Here is a 16,747-nt window from a genome sequence, read left to right on the forward strand (position 1 = left end):
CCGGACCCGCCACCCGAACCCGCGGGCCCGTTCACGGAGCCGCCGGGACCGCCACCCGCGCCCGCAGGTCCGCCTCCAAAGCCCCCGGGGCCGACGAGCCCGCCGCGGGGCCCGCCGCCCGAGCCGTCACCGGGCGGGCGGCCGGATCCGCCTGATCCGGCATCGGACCCCCCAGGCGCGCCACCGGAACCACCCGACCCACCGGCCACATCGGACCCACGCGACCCGCCGGACGTGTCTGCGGCGCTTCCGCCGCCAGTGCCACCGGGACGGCCGGGGCCGGGGCCGCCCGAGCCGCCGGGACCGTCGGAGCCACCGAGGCCGCCGGGGGCGCCCGGGCCGTCGGGCCGGCCGGAGCCGTGAGGGCCGCCGGTACCGCCGAGGCGGCCTGCCGCCTCGCTGTCGCCGTCCGCCGGACCTCTCGCGTCCGGGAAGGGGCCGGGGGCACCCGGTCGGCTCAACGTGCCGTGTCCCCTCCGCCCGGGAGCCGCAGGCCCCCCGGGGCCCGCAGGCTCTCCGGGGCCCGCGGGCTCTCCGGGGCCCGCGGGCTCTCCGGGGCCCGCGGGGTCCCCGAAGGCCGCGAGGCGTCCGGGTCCCCCGGAAGCGGGACGGCCGCGTGTGACGGCTTTCACGTGGGCATCATCATAACCAAGCAGCTCGCCCTCATTTGTCCGTTCCATCCGCTCCCACCGTCCCCGTGGACGCCCCTGATCGCCACCCCGCCCCCGGCCCTCGGGCCGGTTCGCGGAGTGTCATTCTCCCTCGCCCGGAACCGAGTGGAACGGACGACGGCTCTCCCGCGTCTGTCTGATCGGCAGCATTGAAACAACATCAACTACGACCCGGTGCCGCGTCGCGACGACCCTCCCCGGCCCCCGGCCGGGAGGTACCCCGGCCCCCGGAGCGCACGGCCCCCGGAAGGGATCCGTGCCCCTTTCGTGGGATCATGGCACCGCCGACCGTCCGGAGCCGGGGCTCCGTCCAGTTCGAGGAGAACCAGCGCGCGTGACCAGGAACATGGGCTATGCCCTGCTCGCCGGACTTGCGGCGATCGTGGTCCTCGTGTCGACCGCGATATTCATCGGGGCGGGCAGCGGCGAAGGGGGGCTGGGTGAGGACTCACCGCAGTCCCGCAACCCGGCGGCCCCGGCCTCCTCGGGCCAGTGGGTCGGCACCTGGTCCGCGGCTCCGGCCGCGGCCGAGCCGCGCAGCCGCGACGGATTCGCGAACATGTCGATAAGGAACGTGGTGCACACCGCCGTGGGCGGCACCCAGGCGCGCATCCAGCTCTCCAACCTGTTCGGCAACCGCCCGCTGACGGTCTCCCACGCGACCGTCGCCCTGGCCGCGGCCCCCAGCAACCCGACGGCCGCGGCCGGCAGCATGCGCCGCCTCAGCTTCGGGAACAAGCCCTCGGTCACCATCCCGGCCGGCGGCGAGGTCACCAGCGACGCGGTGCGGCTCAACGTGCCGCACGCCGCCGACCTGCTGGTCACCACGTACTCGCCCACCCCCTCGGGGCCTGTGACCTACCACCCCTACGCCCGGCAGACCAGCTACGTGGCCGGGGGCGACCGCACCGAGGACACCTCCGGCACCGCCTTCAACCAGCAGAGCCCCTACTGGCGGTACCTGTCCGCCGTCGACGTGTGGAGCAACGAGACCGACGGTGCCGTGGCGGTGCTGGGGGACTCGATCACCGACGGCATCACCTCCAGCCCCGGCGCCAACCACCGCTGGACCGACTTTCTGGCCGAGCGGCTGCGCACCGAGCGGGGCGCGCCCCGGCTCAGCGTGCTGAACGCGGGCATCAGCGGAAACCGGGTCCTGGTCGACGGCAGCAAGTTCTCGCCGAACAACGGGCCGAGCGGGCTGACCCGGGTCAACCGCGACGTGCTCTCCCGTACGGGCGTGAAGGTCGTCGTCGTGGAGATGGGGCTCAACGACATCATCAAGCCGCCGCGGCAGCGCGATCCGGCCAAGATCTTGAACGGGCTGCGGGATCTCGTGCGCCAGGCGCACACCCGCGGGCTGCGGGTCGTGGGCGCCACGCTGACGCCGTTCGGCGGACACCGCGGTTACACCCCCCGGATGGACGCCGTGCGCCGGGCGGTCAACGAGGAGATCAGGGCCGGCAAGGTGTTCGACGCGGTCGTCGACTTCGACGCGGCGCTGCGGGACCCCGCGCACCCCGAGCGGCTCCGCGCGGCGTACGACTCGGGTGATCACCTGCACCCGAGCGACAACGGTTACCGGGCGATGGCCCAGGCGCTCGACCTGCAACTGTTGAAGGGGGCGCGGCCCGCGAAGCTGTGACGGCTGCCGGTGTCGCGGCAGCCGTCGGGGGTGCGGCAGCCGTTGGCGCGGGGCGGCCCTCGACGGCGCGCCGCCGGCCGCCGGTGATGCGGCCGGCCCCTCGCCGTCGTGGTCGACCGCCGTGGCGGCCGGTCGAGGTGCAGGGGCTTCGCCCCTACGAACCCCTACGACCCCCTGCGACCCTCTGCCGGGGCGCCTCAGGCCGCGTACATTCTGGCGATCACGTCCTCGATGGCCGGCTCGCGCAGGGACAGGTCCACCAGCGGGTAGTCGGCCGCGATCCGGGAGACCAGCGGCGCCGCGCTGGCCGTGGCCGGGAAGGTGAGCCACTGGCGCGGGCCCTCGGTGCGTACCGTACGGGCCCCCGCGATGCCCTCGATCGGCGGAAGCTCCCGCTCCAGGTCCACCACCAGGGTGCGCTCGCCGCGGCCGACCTCGTGCAGCCCCGCGAGGGCACCGTCGTACATCAGGCGGCCGTGGTCGATGACCACGACTCGCTCGCACAGGTGCTCGATGTCGCTCAGGTCGTGCGTCGTCAGCAGCACGGTCGTGCCACGCTCCGCGTTGAGGTGCAGCAGGAACTCCCGCACCCGCGCCTTGCTGACGACGTCCAGCCCGATCGTCGGCTCGTCCAGATACAGCACGTCAGGGTCGTGCAGCAGCGCGGCGGTGATGTCGCCGCGCATCCGCTGCCCCAGCGAGAGCTGCCGTACGGGAACGTCCAGCAGCCCGCCCAGCTCCAGCAGTTCCACGCAGCGCGCCAGGTTCTCCTCGTAGCGGGCCCGCGGGATGCGGTACATCCGGCGCACCAGGCCGTAGGAGTCGCGCAGCGGCAGGTCCCACCACAAGGTGGTGCGCTGCCCGAAGACGACACCGATACGGCGCACCAGGCGGGTGCGGTCCCGCGCTGGATCCACCCCGGCGACCCGCAGCCGCCCGCCGCTGGGCGACAGGATGCCGGTGAGCATCTTGATCGTCGTCGACTTGCCGGCTCCGTTGGGCCCGATGAACCCGGTCATCTCGCCGCGCCGCAGCGTGAAGGAGATCCCGTCGACCGCGTGCACCTCGGTGCTGGTGCGGCGCAGCAGCCCGCTCCTGCGCCGCACGCTGAAGGTCTTCCTCAGGTCCGTCACGTCGATGAAAGCGCCGTCCGTGTCCCGCACGGCCCCGCCCGCGTCCTCCTGCACGGCTTCCCGCCCCTCCTTCTGGCTCGTCAGGTCGTCCCCGGCAGTGCGTCAGCCCTCCCGCCGGCTCGTCAGCTCCCCGTACTGCGGTAGGAGCGCAGCCCCGCCCGCCACACCAGCGCCGTGCCCGCGCAGCACAGCAGCGCCACGGCGGGCGCGGCGAAGTCCACCCAGCCCGGCAGCCCCAGCGGATCGTCATGCCCGAGCACCCGCAGCGCCGGAAGCCAGTTGACGAAGGCCAGCGGCACCACGAACGTCGCCCCGCGCACCAGTTCCTTGCCGAAGACGGTGGGCGGATACTGCAGCAGCGTGGTGCCGCCGTAGGTGAAGGCGTTCTGCACCTCGGAGGCGTCCTGCGCCCAGAACTGGAAGGCGCCGCCGAGTACGAACAGGCAGCCGAAGATGAGGCCGCCGCTCAGCACCATCGACACGGTCAGCAGTACCTCGCCCGCCGTCCAGTCCAGCTGAAGCCGCGTCAGCGACCAGCCCAGGACGAGCGAACCCTGGATGATCCGCCCCAGCCTGCGCAGCGCGAACCTGTCCGCCGCGATCTGGCTGAGGACGGGCACGGGCCGCATCAGCAGGATGTCCATGGTGCCGTCGCGTACCCGCCGTCCGATCCGCTCCGCCTCCCCCAGCAGCAGGTCGGACAGGCCGAAGGCGACGCAGGAGGTGCCGTAGAGAAAGGCCACCTCCGGCAGCGCGAAACCGCCCAGCGCGTCCACCTGCGAGAACATGATCATGATTGCGGCGAAGTCGAGGAACGTCGTCGCGAAGTTCGCCACCAGCATCATCGCGAACGACGCGCGGTACGCCATCGTCGAGCGGACCCACATCGCCGCGATGAAGCCGTACGCACGCAGACCCCAGGCCACCCGGCCCAGCGCCCGGCGCGCCGACAGCCGGCGCCCCGGCGCCCCGCGCTCCACCGCGCCCGTCTCAGCCACCTTGGACCACCACCTTGCTGGTCGCGGCCGCCTGGAGCAGCCGGCCCGCGACCAGCAGCACCACCGCCCACGCCAGCTGGAAACCGAGCCCCGCCAGACCGCCGCCCCCGCTCTCCCCCAGCAGGACGTCGGCGGGCACCTGGAGCGTGGCGGCCCACGGCAGCCAGAGCACCACCTCGCCGAACGCGCCGGGGAAGACCGTCAGCGGCAGCAGCATCCCCGAGAAGAAGACGCTCATCAGGGTGGACAGGGCGCCCAGCCCCGCCGCGTCCAGCAGCCAGAAGCCGCACAGCGCGAACAGGTAGCGCAGTGCGAAGCTGACCACCACCGCCAAGAACACGGCGCACAGGAACAGCAGCCAGACTGTGGGGGAGGACGGCAGCGTCAGCTCGAAGGCGAAAGCGCCGACGGCCATCGGCACCAGGCCGCGGCCCAGCAGCTGGAAGGCGGCCCGCCCCAGGTCGGAGGCGAACCACCACAGCTGGAGGTCGACGGGCCGGTAGAGGTCGATGGCGACGTCGCCGTTCCTGACGCGTTCGTGGAACTCGTCCTGGAAGCCGCCGCCCATCAGCGCGGCGGTGGCCAGCATCGCCTGCCCGATCCACACGAAGGTCAGCGCCTGCGACTGGTCGTAACCGCCCAGCTGCGGACGCTCGTACCACAGAGCGATGAACGTATAAGCGAGAATGAAGCCGAAGACGGTGTTGGTGAAGACGCCGGCCACCGTGGCGACGCGGTAGGTGGCGTACCGCCGGAAGCCGCTCGCGGCCACGGCGAGATTGAGACGGAGCAGATGCATCCTTTCGAGCTCCTCCACCGTCTTTCAAGTAGCACTTCCGTGCGAGAACCGAGCGTGGGCGCAGCGAAGGAGCCTAGCCCGACGGACCGGTGGACAGCCATCGAATATCCGCAGGGCACGACCACACCCTGGGCTCGGCCCGCGGTACGGAAGCTGCGAAAGTGCTCTACGGGGCGTACGACGCATCGCCCGCCATTGGACGAGGAGTCCCTGCGAACATGAGTGACGAGCCGAACAGCGACGCCGAAGGCCGAGAGCCGGAGTCGGACGGCCCGCCCGAGAAGAGCCCGGCCCAGGGGGACGCTCCGGCCAAGAGGGAGCAGCCGGGCAAGCCGGCCGGCCCCGCGGCGAACCCCGCCCCGAAGCGGACCGCCCGCGGCGCGAAGCCCGGCCCCCGAAGCCCCGCGCCCGCGCCGGGCGCCCGCGCGAACGCGGGGGACTCCAGCGCCAGCACCACCCCAGGCGACAGACCCACCCGTGACGAGGCCGCCTCGAACGCCTCGGGCGCCTCCGACCGAGGCCCGTCCGGCGAGGGCGGCCCCGACGCGCGCACGTCCGCACAGGGCGCCTTCGACGAGAACACCTTGGACGGGGAAGCAGCCTCCGGCGAGGGCACGCCCAGTTCGGGTGCCTCCGGCTCGCGCGCTTCCCGCGGTGGCGCCGCGTCCGGCGACGAGCCGGCCTCGGGCAAGGGCGGAGCCGCCGACGGCGACGGCTCTGGCGGCGAAGGGCCGGACAGCGGAGAGCCCGACACCGGTGTGCCCGGCGCGGGCGGTGCGCCGGGGAAGAGCCGCATCCCGATGACGAGCAGCACCCCCGGCACAAGCGGCATCCCCACCACCAGCAGCACGCCCGCCAAGGCCGGTCCGCCGAAGGACGACCCCTCGGACGGCTCCGCCGCAGACGACGCGAGCTCTGCCGACCCCGGCACCGCCGCCCCCGGCACCGACCCCGGCACCGGTGGCCCTTCGCACCCTCCGAAGGGCACCGCAGCGGCACAGCCGCGCCCCGACGCGGAAGGCAGCACGCCGGAAGGCGATGCGCCGGAAAGCGGCACAGCGGAAAACGGCACAGCGGAAAACGGCGCGGTGGGTGGCGCCGCGCCGGAAAGCGGTGCGACGCGAGCCATACGGACCACCAGTTGGGGGGCCGCCGCGGCCGCCGCGGAAGCGGCCACCCACGGGACCCCGTCGCCCGCCGGATCGGGCGGCAGCGGCCCGGCCACCGGTGCGGACTCGGCCGGTGGTGGCGACACGGCCGCCGGGACGGCCGGTGTGGACCCGACCTCGCCCGCCGGGACGGCCATCATGGGTCAGGCCGCCGCAGGATCCGGCGGCCCCGGTGCCCCGGGCGGTTCCGGTGATCCGGAAGGACCGGGCGCCGCGCAGACGCCGCCCGCCGCGAGCGACGAGGCGGGAATGATGGAGAAGAAGGGCAAGAAGGAGAAGGGCAAGAAAGGCAGGGAGAAGCGTCGCCGCACCGGCTGGCGGCGGCTTCTGCCGACCTGGCGGATGGTCCTGGGCGGCCTCCTGCTGATCGTCCTGCTCATCTCCGGCGCGCTGGTCGCCGGCTACCTGCTGGTGAGCATCCCGGCACCGAACGAGGCGGCCGCGGCGCAGACCAACGTCTACCTGTACGCGGACGGCAGCCAGATCGCCCGCGACGGGGACATAAACCGCGAGAGCGTCCCGCTCAGCAAGGTCCCCAAGAAGACGCAGCACGCGGTGCTGGCCGCCGAGGACCGCGACTTCTACCACGAGTCAGCGGTGGACCCGCAGGCCATGGCCCGCGCGGGCTGGAACATGCTCACCGGGGGCGGTCGCCAGTCCGGCTCGACGATCACCCAGCAGTACGTGAAGAACTACTACCTGAGCCAGGACCAGACGGTCACGCGCAAGGCCAAGGAGTTCTTCATCGCGCTGAAGCTGGACAACGAGGTCAGCAAGAACGAGGTCCTACAGGGCTATCTCAACACGAGCTACTTCGGCCGCAACGCCTACGGGATCCAATCGGCGGCCCACTCCTATTTCGGCAAGGAGGCCGGCGAGCTCACCACGGAGGAGAGCGCCTATCTGGCGGCGCTGGTCAACTCGCCCAACGCGTACGACACCCGCGCGCACCCGGAGAACAAGAAGCGGGCGGTGGCGCGCTGGAACTACGTGCTGGACGGCATGGTCGAGGAGGGGTGGCTCAAGAAGAGCGACCGGAAGGGGATGGAGTTCCCCGAGCCGGACGAGCCCAAGCCGCCGCGGAACATGTCCGGTGAGCGCGGCTACCTGGTGGAGGCGGTCAAGAACTACCTGACCAGCAACCACATCATCGACGAGCAGCGGCTGCGGGCCGGGGGCTTCCGGATCACCACGACCTTTCAGCCCGAGAAGCAGAAGGCCATGCGGGACGCCGTCGACGACAAGCTCATGTCGAAGCTCGACAAGAAGAACCGGAAGATCGACAAGTACGTCCGCGCGGGCGGCGCGTCCGTGGACCCCAAGACCGGCAAGGTCGTCGCCATGTACGGCGGCATCGGGTTCACCGAGCAGTACACCAACGCCGCGACCTCGCGTGAGTACCAGGTCGGTTCCACCTTCAAGCCGTTCGTGTTCACCTCGGCGGTGCAGAACAAGTCCACGACGCAGGACGGCCGGCCGATCAAGCTGAACACGGTCTATGACGGCACGAACAAGCGCGAGGTCGTCAGCGACGGGCAGGGCACCGACTACGCGCCCGCCAACGAGGACGACCGCTCCTACGGGCAGATCCCGGTCACCACGGCCATGGACAAGTCGGTGAACAGCGTCTTCGCGCAGATGGGTATCGACGTCGGACCCAAGAAGGTCAAGCAGACCGCCGTCGATCTGGGGCTGCCCAAGACGACGCCGAACCTGACCGAGGACGGGTCCATCGCCCTCGGTGTCGCCACGGCGTCGCCGCTGGACATGGCCGAGGCGTACGCCACGCTCGCCAACCACGGCAAGCACGGTCACTACAGCATGGCCAGCAAGATCACCCGCGGTGGAGAGGTCGTCGACCTGCCCGACCACGACTCCAAGCGGACCGTCTCCCGGGCCGCCGCCGACACCACGACGGCCTCGCTGCGCAGCGTCGTCGAGGGCGGCACCGGTACGGCGGCACAGGCCGCGGGGCGCCCTGCGGCGGGCAAGACCGGTACCGCCGAAGAGGACAAGGCCGCCTGGTTCGCGGGCTACACCCCCGATCTGGCGACCGTCGTCGGCGTGATGGGCAAGGACCCGGCCAACGGCGCGCAGAAGCCGCTGTACGGGGCCGGTGGGCAACCGCGTGTCAACGGTGGCGGCTTCCCCGCCGAGATCTGGGGCGCCTACACGAAGGAGGCTCTGGAGGGCCGCCCGGCCACGAAGTTCGACCTGGACACCACGGGCGGCGGGAGCGTGCCGAGCACCCGGTCGCCCGGCACGTCCCAGCCGCCGTCCGGGCCGCCGACCTCCCAGGGGCCGTCCGACGAACCCTCGCAGCCGCAGGAGCCGACTGACGATCCGTCGACACCCGAGCCCCCGACGACCGGACCGCCGACGAGCCCGGGGCCGAGCATCCCGGAGACCGGCGGGGCCGACGGCGGTGATCCGGGCGGCGGCCCCGGCGGTGACGGGGGCAACGGAGATCCTGGCGGCGGCCCCGGAGGAGACGGCGCCGTCGGCGGCAACGGCGATCCCGGGGGCGGCGGCGCCCCGGGAGTCCGCGAGCGGTGAGCGGGGCCTGGTGATCTGAGCCACCCCGCCCGGCCGTGCTGTTTGCTACGGTCCAGGGACCGGTCCCCGGGTAGGCGGGGCCGGTCCCGACGAGACGCGCCGTACCGGGCCCGACAAGACGACGCACCCCCGCAAGCGTTTTTACGGAGGTGCCGTCATGGCCTGGATCATGCTTGTCGTCGCCGGTCTCGTCGAGGTCACCTGGGCGATCGGCCTCAAGTTCACCGAGGGTTTCACCAAACTGTGGCCCAGCGTCTTCACGGTCGTGGGCTTCGCCACCAGCATGATCCTGCTGTCGCTGGCCGCCAAGAGCCTGCCCATCGGGACCGCCTACGGCGTGTGGGTCGGCATCGGCGCGGCCGGAGCCGCGGTGGTCGGCATGCTGATGCTGGGCGAACCCGTGACCGCGGGCCGCCTCTTCTTCATTGCCCTGCTGCTGGTGTCCGTGGTGGGCCTGAAACTGACCTCGGGCCACTGACCGGCCGGGGGTACGGCCCGGGGTCCGGGGTGCTCAGACGGACCGCGGCCGGTGCGCTCAGAGGTAGAGGCCCGTCGAGCCGTCGCTGTCCTGGAGGCGTTCGGCGGCCACGGCGTGGAGGTCGCGTTCGCGCATCAGGACGTACGCGACCCCGCGCACCTCGACCTCGGCCCGGTCCTCCGGGTCGTACAGCACCCGGTCCCCGGGCTCGACCGTGCGCACGTTCTGGCCGACGGCGACGACCTCGGCCCAGTCGAGTTTGCGTCCGACGGCCGCCGTCGCGGGGATCACGATGCCGCCGGAGGAGCGGCGTTCGCCCTCGCTGGTGTCGGTCCGCACCAGCACACGGTCGTGCAGCATGCGGATCGGCAGCTTGTCATCGTGGGCGGGGGCAGGGGTCTTTGGGCTCACCGGAAGACCGTATCTCAGCGTCTCAGCGGTGTCGGCGGCGAGCCTTTGCCCGGCCGGCGGGCTTGCGGCGGGAGGTGAGCGCGTAGGTGCCGCCGATCGCGGCGACGGCCAGCACGGCGACGGGCACGACCCGCTCGAGGCGGAGGTTGCCCTCTTCGGTGACGAACTGGGAGCGCACGTCGGTGACCGTGCGGTTGGCGACGACGTAGGCGCGTCCCGCGGTGCGGTCCACCGCGGCCGCGGCCTTGGCCTTGACGTCGCCCATGATCGTCTTCGGGTGAACGCGCACGGCGATCTCGTCGAGCGCTGCGGCGAGGTCCTGCCGCCTGCGGACGATGTCCGCCTCGATGTCCGCGGGGGTCCTGGCTTCCGGCACCGAGTTGCCTCCGTCGCTGTCAGTCCTGCGTCCTACCGTGTCAGCGGCCATCCTGTCAGCTCACCGGGGCCGATGCCCCACGGCACCCCCGAACGGCGGCTTCCGGCTACGCTCAGGCAGGCCAAGGCCGCCGCCGACCCGCTGAGAGGTACCGCACTACTGGTGAGTACCGCCGCGGGAGGCAGGGGAAACCACGAGTGAACGTACCGCAGTGAAGGAGCTTTCGATGAGTCAGCGACTCGAGCCCGGCGACACCGCCCCCGGCTTCACGCTGCCCGACGCCGACGGCAAGGACGTCTCGCTGGCCGACCGCAGGGGCCGCAAGGTGATCGTCTACTTCTACCCTGCGGCCCTGACCCCCGGCTGCACGAAGCAGGCGTGCGACTTCACCGACAACCTGGAGCTGCTGGCGGGCCAGGGGTACGACGTCATCGGCGTCTCCCCTGACAAGCCGGAGAAGCTGGCGAAGTTCAGGGAGAAGGAGTCGCTGCGGGTCACGCTGGTCGGCGACCCGGACAAGGAGACGATGGAGGCGTACGGCGCCTTCGGCGAGAAGAAGCTGTACGGCAAGACCGTCACCGGCGTCATCCGCTCCACGGTGATCGTGGACGAGGAGGGCAAGGTCGAACGCGCGCTCTACAACGTGAAGGCGACCGGCCACGTGGCGAAGCTGATCAAGGATCTCGGGCTGGTTTCGGGGTAATTGCACCCGGCGCGAGGGGGCCGTGTTGCGTTCGAGTACGCCAGGTGCGGTACTCATGAGGGATGAACCACGAAGAGGATCAGCCCGCCGACCCGGCTGCCCTCAGGCGGCACCGGCACCTCTTCCGCGCTGTCAGACGCAGCCGGAAGCCAAAAGTCCGCCGTAGCGACATCACGATCACGGACGAAGCCACGGTCAAGCGGGCCACGAAGGCCGCGGCCGTCGGTAATGCCATGGAGTGGTTCGACTTCGGGATCTACGCCTATCTCGCGGTCACCATCGGCAAGGTCTTCTTCCCCGGCGGCAGCACCCAGCTCCTGGCCTCGTTCACGGCCTTCGCCGCCTCCTTCCTGGTGCGGCCACTGGGCGGCCTGTTCTTCGGGCCGCTCGGCGACCGCATCGGGCGCAAGAAGGTGCTCGGCCTGACGATGGTCATGATGGCGGCGGGCACCTTCTTCATCGGCCTGATCCCGTCCTACGAGTCCATCGGCATCGCCTCGCCCGTCCTGCTGCTCATCTGCCGCCTGGTGCAGGGCTTCTCCACGGGCGGCGAGTACGGCGGCGCGGCCACCTTCATCGCCGAGTACGCCCCCGACAAGCGGCGCGGCTTCTTCGGCAGCTTCCTGGAACTGGGCACGCTCACCGGCTACACCGGCGCGGCCGGCCTGGTCCTCATCCTGAACACCGCGCTCGGCGACGACGCCATGCTCCAGTGGGGCTGGCGTATCCCGTTCCTGGTGGGCGGGCCGATCGGCGTGGTCGGTCTGTACCTGCGGATGAAGCTGGATGAGACCCCGGCCTTCCAGAAGCAGGCAGCGCAGATGTCGCACTCCCCCGAGGCCTCCACGACGGAGACGAGCGAGCCGAGGCTGTCGGAGAACGTGCCGCAGAAGGAGCTCAAGACGATCTTCGCCCAGCAGTGGCGCACGCTGCTGCTGTGCATCGGCCTGGTCGCCGCCTACAACGTCACCGACTACATGCTCCTGTCGTACATGCCCGCCTACCTGACCGACGCCCTCGGGTACGAGAACTCGATGGAACTGGTCGCGGCCATCATCGCGATGGTGGCGATGGCGCTGGTGATCCAGCGCGTCGGGCGCCTCAACGACCGCTTCGGCCGCAAGCCCGTCCTGATGGCGGGCATGGTCGGTTTCGTCCTGCTGACGATCCCCGCCTTCGCCCTCTTCCAGCAGGGCAGCTTTGTGGCCGTGCTCATCGGGCTGCTGGTGCTGGGCGCCTGCCTGGTGTGCCTGCTGGGCACCATGTCGGCGACGCTGCCCGCGCTCTTCCCCACCGACGTGCGCTACGGGTCGCTGTCCATCGGCTACAACGTGGCCACGGCGGTCTTCGGCGGTACGGCGCCCGGCGTCATGACCTACCTGGTCGACAGCACGGGCGACAACCTCGCCCCGGCCTACTACGCCTCGGGCGCGGCCGTCATCGGCATCATCGCCGTCATGTGCATGAAGGAGACGGCACGCAAGCCGCTGGCGGGCTCGCCGCCCTCCGTCAGCACCCACGAGGAGGCCATCGCCCTGGCCAGGGCCGAGACCAACGAGCCCACCTTCTGAGCGGCGCGGGCAGCGGCCCGCACGGAGCACGACGACACACACACGCCAGGGCCCGTGCCGGCGACGGCACGGGCCCTCGCCGTCCCCCGGCCGGTACCGGCTCCCAGCGCGCGCAGTACGATACGTGCGCGCGCGAGTGCCGGAATTGGTAGACGGGACGGCTTTAGGTGCCGGTGTCTTCGGACGTGGGGGTTCGAGTCCCCCCTCGCGCACCGCGACCCCACGGGGCGCACGGCCCCCACGGCTCAGGCCCTGTCGGCTCGGCCCCGGTGGCTCAGCCCAGGGGCAGCGCCTCCCGTACGAGGGGGGCCAGCGCACGGAACGCCTTGCCGCGGTGGCTGATCGCGTTCTTCTCCTCGGCGCTGAGTTCGGCGCACGTCCGCTTCTCCCCGTCAGGCTCCAGGATCGGGTCGTACCCGAAGCCGCCGCTGCCCGCCGGGGTGTGCCGCAGGGTGCCGCGCAGCCGGCCGGCCACGACCTTCTCGGTGCCGTCGGGCAGGGCGAGCGCGGCGGCGCACTCGAAGTGGGCCGCGCGGTGCGGCGCTTCGATGTCGGAGAGCTGGGCGAGCAGCAGGTCCAGGTTGGCGGCGTCGTCGCCGTGGCGGCCCGCCCAGCGTGCGGAGAAGATGCCGGGCGCCCCGCCGAGCACGTCCACACACAGGCCCGAGTCGTCGGCGACGGCGGGGAGTCCGGTGGCCTGGGCGAGCGTGTGCGCCTTGAGGAGAGCGTTCTCGGCGAACGTCACGCCGGTCTCCTTGACGTCCGGGATCTCGGGGTAGGCGTCGGCGCCCACCAGCTCCAGGTCGAGTCCCGCGTCGGCGAGGATCGCCTGGAGTTCGGTGACCTTGTGGGCGTTGCGGGTGGCCAGGATCAGGCGCTGGGTGCTCATGGACCCAGTATCGCGCCGGCCGCTGTCCTGACGGGCGGCGGGGAGCGCGCACGTGCGGCCCACCGGGACGGCGGTGCGACGGTGCCCGCACCCCGGTGCCGGGCGGGTGGCTCAGCCCGGGGAGCAGACCTTCGTCAGTTCGTCGGCCGCGTCGGTGACGGGCTTCGCCTCGGGGGCACGGCCCGCCTCGACGTCCGCGCGCACGCTGTCGACGGCGCCGCGCAGCTGGGAGACGGCCTTGCCGACGTCGCCGTCGTCCGTCTCGTCCTCGATCTTGGTGAGGTTCTTCTCTATGGAGTCGAGGGACTCCCGGGCCTGGGTGGGGTCCTCGCCTGCGTCGGAGATCGCCTGCTGGAGGTCGTCGACGGACCGGGCGATGGCGGACGCGGTGGTGGCGCAGTCCAGCGCCCGGTCCACGGCGGAGCAGCCGGCGGTGACCGGCACGGCGAGCGCGAGGACCGCTGCCGCGGCCACGACATTCCAACGGAGCACCTGCTGCGTCCCTCCCCCAAGACTGGTCGGGCCGCACGGTTCGACACGTGCGGCCCGCACCCGGTCAGACGCGTAAAGCGGCGGCAAAGTTCCCCCGCCCCGGGGAAGTTCTCGAGCGGCTGAGCGGCCGAAGCCCCGCCGAACCTCTCAGCGGCCGAGCGCGGTGCGCTGTGCCCCGTCCAGTTGGGCGCAGCCCGCGACGGCGAGGTCGAGCAGGCCGTTCAGCTCCTCGCGGGCGAACGGCGCCCCCTCGGCCGTGCCCTGCACCTCGACGAAGCGTCCGTCAAAGGTGCAGACGACGTTCATGTCGGTCTGAGCGCGCACGTCCTCCTCGTAGCGCAGGTCCAGCATCGGGGTGCCGTCGACGATGCCGACGCTGACGGCGCTGACGCCTCCGGACAGCGGCTGCGCCTTGGACTTGATCAGCTTGCGCTCCTGCGCCCAGGCGACCGCGTCGGCCAGCGCCACGTAGGCGCCGGTGATCGCCGCCGTCCGGGTGCCGCCGTCGGCCTGGAGGACGTCGCAGTCGAGCACGATGGTGTTCTCACCGAGCGCCTTGTAGTCCACGACGGCGCGCAGGGAGCGCCCGATGAGGCGTGAGATCTCGTGGGTGCGGCCGCCGATCCTGCCGCGCACCGACTCGCGGTCGCCGCGGGTGTTGGTGGAGCGCGGCAGCATGGCGTACTCGGCGGTGACCCAGCCCTCTCCGCTGCCCTTGCGCCAGCGGGGCACTCCTTCGGTCAGGCTGGCGGTGCACAGCACCCGGGTGTCGCCGAACGAGACGAGGACCGAGCCCTCGGCGTGCTTGCTCCAGCCGCGCTCGATCGTGACGGGGCGCAGCTCCTCGGCCGTACGGCCGTCGATACGTGACATGCGTGCGAGCGTATCCCCGCCCTGCGGTGTGGGCCGAACGCGGGAACCCCGGTCCGGCCTGCCCCGCCCGGACAGCGCGTGACTCCGGCCTCGGACCCCCGGCCCCGGGCCGGGGGCGGAGCTCACAGCTGGTCGTTGATCTCCTCGGCGATGGGGTCGGCGTCGGTGCCGACGACGACCTGGATCGCGGAGCCCATCTTGACGACGCCGTGCGCGCCTGCGGCCTTCAGCGCGGTCTCGTCGACGAGGGAAGGGTCGCCGACCTCGGTGCGGAGGCGGGTGATGCAGCCCTCGACCTCTTCGATGTTGTCGAGCCCGCCGAGTCCGGCGATGATCTTCTCAGCCTTGGTGGCCATGTCCTACTCCTGTGTTCCGGCTGCTTTCCGGCCTGATGGACGCGAGGCGCGAGGCGGCGTGGATTGCGTGGTTGTCACGTTAGTCCACGATCAGCCCACCTCAGCGGGCATCCATCCGTTTTCTGGCGAATGATGGCGATTACCGGCGCCACGAGGCGCCCCGCCGTCACCACGGTCGGGCCGCCACGGGCGCTAGAGGTCTACACCAGTATGCGCCAGCCGTCCGGCGGGCGGACGAGGGGCCGACCAGGTCGGGGGCCGACCAGTCAGGAGGAGGCTCGTGAGCGCCAACGCCGCAGCCGAGCCGGGCAGCCCGCGCAGGAAGTGGGCGTCCGTCTTCTTCCAGGGCCTCCAGAAGATGGGCCGCAGCCTCCAGCTGCCCATCGCGGTGCTCCCGGCAGCGGGCATCCTCAACCGGCTCGGCCAGCCGGACATCTTCGGCGACGAGGGCCTGGGCTGGACGGACGTCGCCAAGGTGTTCGAAGGGGCGGGCAGTGCCCTGCTGGACTCGGCGCTCGGGCTGCCGCTGCTCTTCTGCGTCGGCGTGGCCATCGGCATGGCACGCAAGGCCGACGGCTCGACGGCGCTGGCCGCCGTCGCGGGCTTCCTCGTCTACTACAACATCCTCCAGCAGTTCCCCACCTGCCCTCCGGGGTCGGGGTTCGACACGGAGATGGGGACGTGCGTCGGCAAGGACGGGTCGGCGTCGGGGGCGGCCACGTACCAGAACCCGGGGGTGTTCGGCGGCATCGTCGTCGGGCTGCTCGCGGCCTGGTTCTGGCAGCGCTTCCACCGGGTGAAGCTGGTGGACTGGCTCGGCTTCTTCAACGGCCGCCGCCTGGTACCGATCATCATGGCGTTCGTCGCGCTGGTCTTCGCGGTGCTCTGCCAGTGGGTGTGGCCGCCGATCGGCGACGGGCTCACCACCTTCTCCAAGTGGATGACCGACCTGGGCGCCTGGGGCGCGGGCATCTTCGGCGTCGCCAACCGCGCCCTCATTCCGATCGGCATGCACCAGTTCCTGAACACCTTCATGTGGTTCCAGTTCGGCAGCTTCAAGAAGCCGGACGGCGAGGTCGTGCACGGTGACATCAACCGCTTCCTGGCGGGCGATCCGAGCGCGGGCCAGTTCACCTCAGGCTTCTTCCCGATCATGATGTTCGCGCTGCCCGCCGCCGCGCTCGCCATCACCCACGCCGCCCGCCCCGAGCGCCGCAAGGTGGTGGGGGGCCTGATGCTCTCCACGGCGCTGACGTCGTTCGTCACGGGGGTGACGGAGCCGATCGAGTTCTCGTTCCTGTTCGTCGCCCCGGCCCTGTACGTCATCCACGTCGTGCTCACCGGCGTCTCGATGGCGCTGACCTGGGCCTTGGGCGTGCACGACGGGTTCAGCTTCTCGGCCGGCCTGATCGACTACGTCATCAACTGGAGTCTGGCCACCAGACCGTGGCTGATCATCCCGATCGGCCTGTGCTTCGCGGTGGTCTACTACGTCCTCTTCCGCTTCATGATCGCCAAGTTCGACCTGAAGACCCCCGGCAGGGAGCCGGAGGAGGTCGCGGACGAGATCGAGCAGGACAACACGAGGGCTTAGCACACCTCGGCCACGCCCCACGCGGCGGGAGCG

Annotated in this window: 15 protein-coding genes, 1 tRNA gene and 1 riboswitch; of the genes, 7 read left to right on the forward strand and 9 right to left on the reverse strand. The window is 71.6% G+C overall.

What is annotated here, in order from left to right; all coding sequences use genetic code 11:
- Positions 1 to 1,017 precede the first annotated feature (1,017 nt).
- On the forward strand, positions 1,018 to 2,316 hold the full coding sequence (locus tag DQ392_RS02030; protein WP_114013836.1) for an SGNH/GDSL hydrolase family protein: 1,299 nt from the start codon (positions 1,018 to 1,020) through the stop codon (positions 2,314 to 2,316).
- Between the two features lie 197 nt (positions 2,317 to 2,513).
- Here the strand turns inward: DQ392_RS02030 and DQ392_RS02035 are convergent, their stop codons facing one another.
- From DQ392_RS02035 to DQ392_RS02045, 3 genes are all read right to left on the reverse strand, one after another.
- Entirely contained in the window at positions 2,514 to 3,479 is a 966-nt protein-coding gene (locus tag DQ392_RS02035; RefSeq protein WP_114013837.1) for an ABC transporter ATP-binding protein, read from the reverse strand.
- A gap of 92 nt (positions 3,480 to 3,571) precedes the next feature.
- Positions 3,572 to 4,336, reverse strand: coding sequence for an ABC transporter permease (locus DQ392_RS02040; RefSeq protein ID WP_114013838.1), 765 nt, complete (start codon positions 4,334 to 4,336; stop codon positions 3,572 to 3,574).
- A gap of 103 nt (positions 4,337 to 4,439) precedes the next feature.
- A complete protein-coding gene (locus DQ392_RS02045) occupies positions 4,440 to 5,246 on the reverse strand; it encodes an ABC transporter permease (RefSeq protein ID WP_114013721.1) in 807 nt (268 codons plus the stop codon).
- 218 nt (positions 5,247 to 5,464) lie between these two features.
- Here DQ392_RS02045 and DQ392_RS02050 point away from each other — a divergent pair, with 218 nt between their 5' ends.
- Positions 5,465 to 8,971, forward strand: a complete 3,507-nt coding sequence (locus DQ392_RS02050; protein WP_114013722.1) for a transglycosylase domain-containing protein — start codon at positions 5,465 to 5,467, stop codon at positions 8,969 to 8,971.
- A 59-nt stretch (positions 8,972 to 9,030) separates the two neighbouring features.
- A riboswitch (guanidine-III (ykkC-III) riboswitch) is annotated at positions 9,031 to 9,099 on the forward strand.
- Positions 9,100 to 9,128: 29 nt separating this feature from the next.
- Complete coding sequence (locus tag DQ392_RS02055; RefSeq protein WP_114013723.1) at positions 9,129 to 9,449, forward strand: DMT family transporter; 321 nt, start codon at positions 9,129 to 9,131, stop codon at positions 9,447 to 9,449.
- Between the two features lie 57 nt (positions 9,450 to 9,506).
- On the opposite strand, the gene DQ392_RS02060 is transcribed toward DQ392_RS02055, so the two are convergent.
- Together DQ392_RS02060 and DQ392_RS02065 are read right to left on the reverse strand one after the other, a co-directional pair.
- Positions 9,507 to 9,809, reverse strand: coding sequence for a GroES family chaperonin (locus tag DQ392_RS02060; RefSeq protein WP_114013724.1), 303 nt, complete (start codon positions 9,807 to 9,809; stop codon positions 9,507 to 9,509).
- A gap of 73 nt (positions 9,810 to 9,882) precedes the next feature.
- Positions 9,883 to 10,236: a DUF3618 domain-containing protein gene (locus tag DQ392_RS02065; protein ID WP_114013725.1), complete on the reverse strand. Its 354-nt coding sequence runs from the start codon at positions 10,234 to 10,236 to the stop codon at positions 9,883 to 9,885.
- Between the two features lie 226 nt (positions 10,237 to 10,462).
- Here DQ392_RS02065 and bcp point away from each other — a divergent pair, with 226 nt between their 5' ends.
- From bcp to DQ392_RS02080, 3 genes are all read left to right on the forward strand, one after another.
- Positions 10,463 to 10,939, forward strand: coding sequence for a thioredoxin-dependent thiol peroxidase (bcp, locus tag DQ392_RS02070; RefSeq protein ID WP_114013726.1), 477 nt, complete (start codon positions 10,463 to 10,465; stop codon positions 10,937 to 10,939).
- 62 nt (positions 10,940 to 11,001) lie between these two features.
- The gene (locus DQ392_RS02075; RefSeq protein WP_114013727.1) at positions 11,002 to 12,510 is read left to right on the forward strand and encodes an MFS transporter; all 1,509 of its coding nucleotides are present in this window, start codon (positions 11,002 to 11,004) and stop codon (positions 12,508 to 12,510) included.
- Between the two features lie 130 nt (positions 12,511 to 12,640).
- Positions 12,641 to 12,722: transfer RNA gene (locus DQ392_RS02080), tRNA-Leu, on the forward strand.
- Between the two features lie 62 nt (positions 12,723 to 12,784).
- Here DQ392_RS02080 and rdgB read toward each other — a convergent pair.
- The 4 genes from rdgB to DQ392_RS02100 all read right to left on the reverse strand — a co-directional run bounded on the left by rdgB (position 12,785) and on the right by DQ392_RS02100 (position 15,120).
- Positions 12,785 to 13,399, reverse strand: coding sequence for an RdgB/HAM1 family non-canonical purine NTP pyrophosphatase (gene rdgB / locus DQ392_RS02085; RefSeq protein WP_114013728.1), 615 nt, complete (start codon positions 13,397 to 13,399; stop codon positions 12,785 to 12,787).
- A 111-nt stretch (positions 13,400 to 13,510) separates the two neighbouring features.
- Complete coding sequence (locus tag DQ392_RS02090; RefSeq protein WP_114013729.1) at positions 13,511 to 13,891, reverse strand: hypothetical protein; 381 nt, start codon at positions 13,889 to 13,891, stop codon at positions 13,511 to 13,513.
- 147 nt (positions 13,892 to 14,038) lie between these two features.
- A complete protein-coding gene (rph, locus tag DQ392_RS02095; protein ID WP_114013730.1) occupies positions 14,039 to 14,764 on the reverse strand; it encodes a ribonuclease PH in 726 nt (241 codons plus the stop codon).
- 122 nt (positions 14,765 to 14,886) lie between these two features.
- Complete coding sequence (locus tag DQ392_RS02100) at positions 14,887 to 15,120, reverse strand: PTS sugar transporter subunit IIB (protein ID WP_114013731.1); 234 nt, start codon at positions 15,118 to 15,120, stop codon at positions 14,887 to 14,889.
- A gap of 280 nt (positions 15,121 to 15,400) precedes the next feature.
- Between DQ392_RS02100 and DQ392_RS02105 the strand changes: the two genes are divergently transcribed.
- The gene (locus DQ392_RS02105; protein ID WP_114013732.1) at positions 15,401 to 16,714 is read left to right on the forward strand and encodes a PTS transporter subunit EIIC; all 1,314 of its coding nucleotides are present in this window, start codon (positions 15,401 to 15,403) and stop codon (positions 16,712 to 16,714) included.
- The last annotated feature ends 33 nt before the right edge of the window (positions 16,715 to 16,747 follow it).

The sequence above is a fragment of the Streptomyces reniochalinae genome, assembly GCF_003323735.1.
Classification (GTDB): Bacteria; Actinomycetota; Actinomycetes; order Streptomycetales; family Streptomycetaceae; genus Streptomyces; species Streptomyces reniochalinae.

Bases quoted from the DNA above. Each gene is read 5' to 3' on its own strand.
- rph (WP_114013730.1), bottom strand. From the start codon at position 14,764: ATGTCACGTATCGACGGCCGTACGGCCGAGGAGCTGCGCCCCGTCACG.
- DQ392_RS02075 (WP_114013727.1), top strand. From the start codon at position 11,002: ATGAACCACGAAGAGGATCAGCCCGCCGACCCGGCTGCCCTCAGGCGG.
- DQ392_RS02040 (WP_114013838.1), bottom strand. From the start codon at position 4,336: ATGTGGGTCCGCTCGACGATGGCGTACCGCGCGTCGTTCGCGATGATG.
- DQ392_RS02055 (WP_114013723.1), top strand. From the start codon at position 9,129: ATGGCCTGGATCATGCTTGTCGTCGCCGGTCTCGTCGAGGTCACCTGG.
- bcp (WP_114013726.1), top strand. From the start codon at position 10,463: ATGAGTCAGCGACTCGAGCCCGGCGACACCGCCCCCGGCTTCACGCTG.
- DQ392_RS02045 (WP_114013721.1), bottom strand. From the start codon at position 5,246: ATGCATCTGCTCCGTCTCAATCTCGCCGTGGCCGCGAGCGGCTTCCGG.
- rdgB (WP_114013728.1), bottom strand. From the start codon at position 13,399: ATGAGCACCCAGCGCCTGATCCTGGCCACCCGCAACGCCCACAAGGTC.
- DQ392_RS02030 (WP_114013836.1), top strand. From the start codon at position 1,018: ATGGGCTATGCCCTGCTCGCCGGACTTGCGGCGATCGTGGTCCTCGTG.
- DQ392_RS02050 (WP_114013722.1), top strand. From the start codon at position 5,465: ATGAGTGACGAGCCGAACAGCGACGCCGAAGGCCGAGAGCCGGAGTCG.
- DQ392_RS02100 (WP_114013731.1), bottom strand. From the start codon at position 15,120: ATGGCCACCAAGGCTGAGAAGATCATCGCCGGACTCGGCGGGCTCGAC.
- DQ392_RS02060 (WP_114013724.1), bottom strand. From the start codon at position 9,809: ATGCTGCACGACCGTGTGCTGGTGCGGACCGACACCAGCGAGGGCGAA.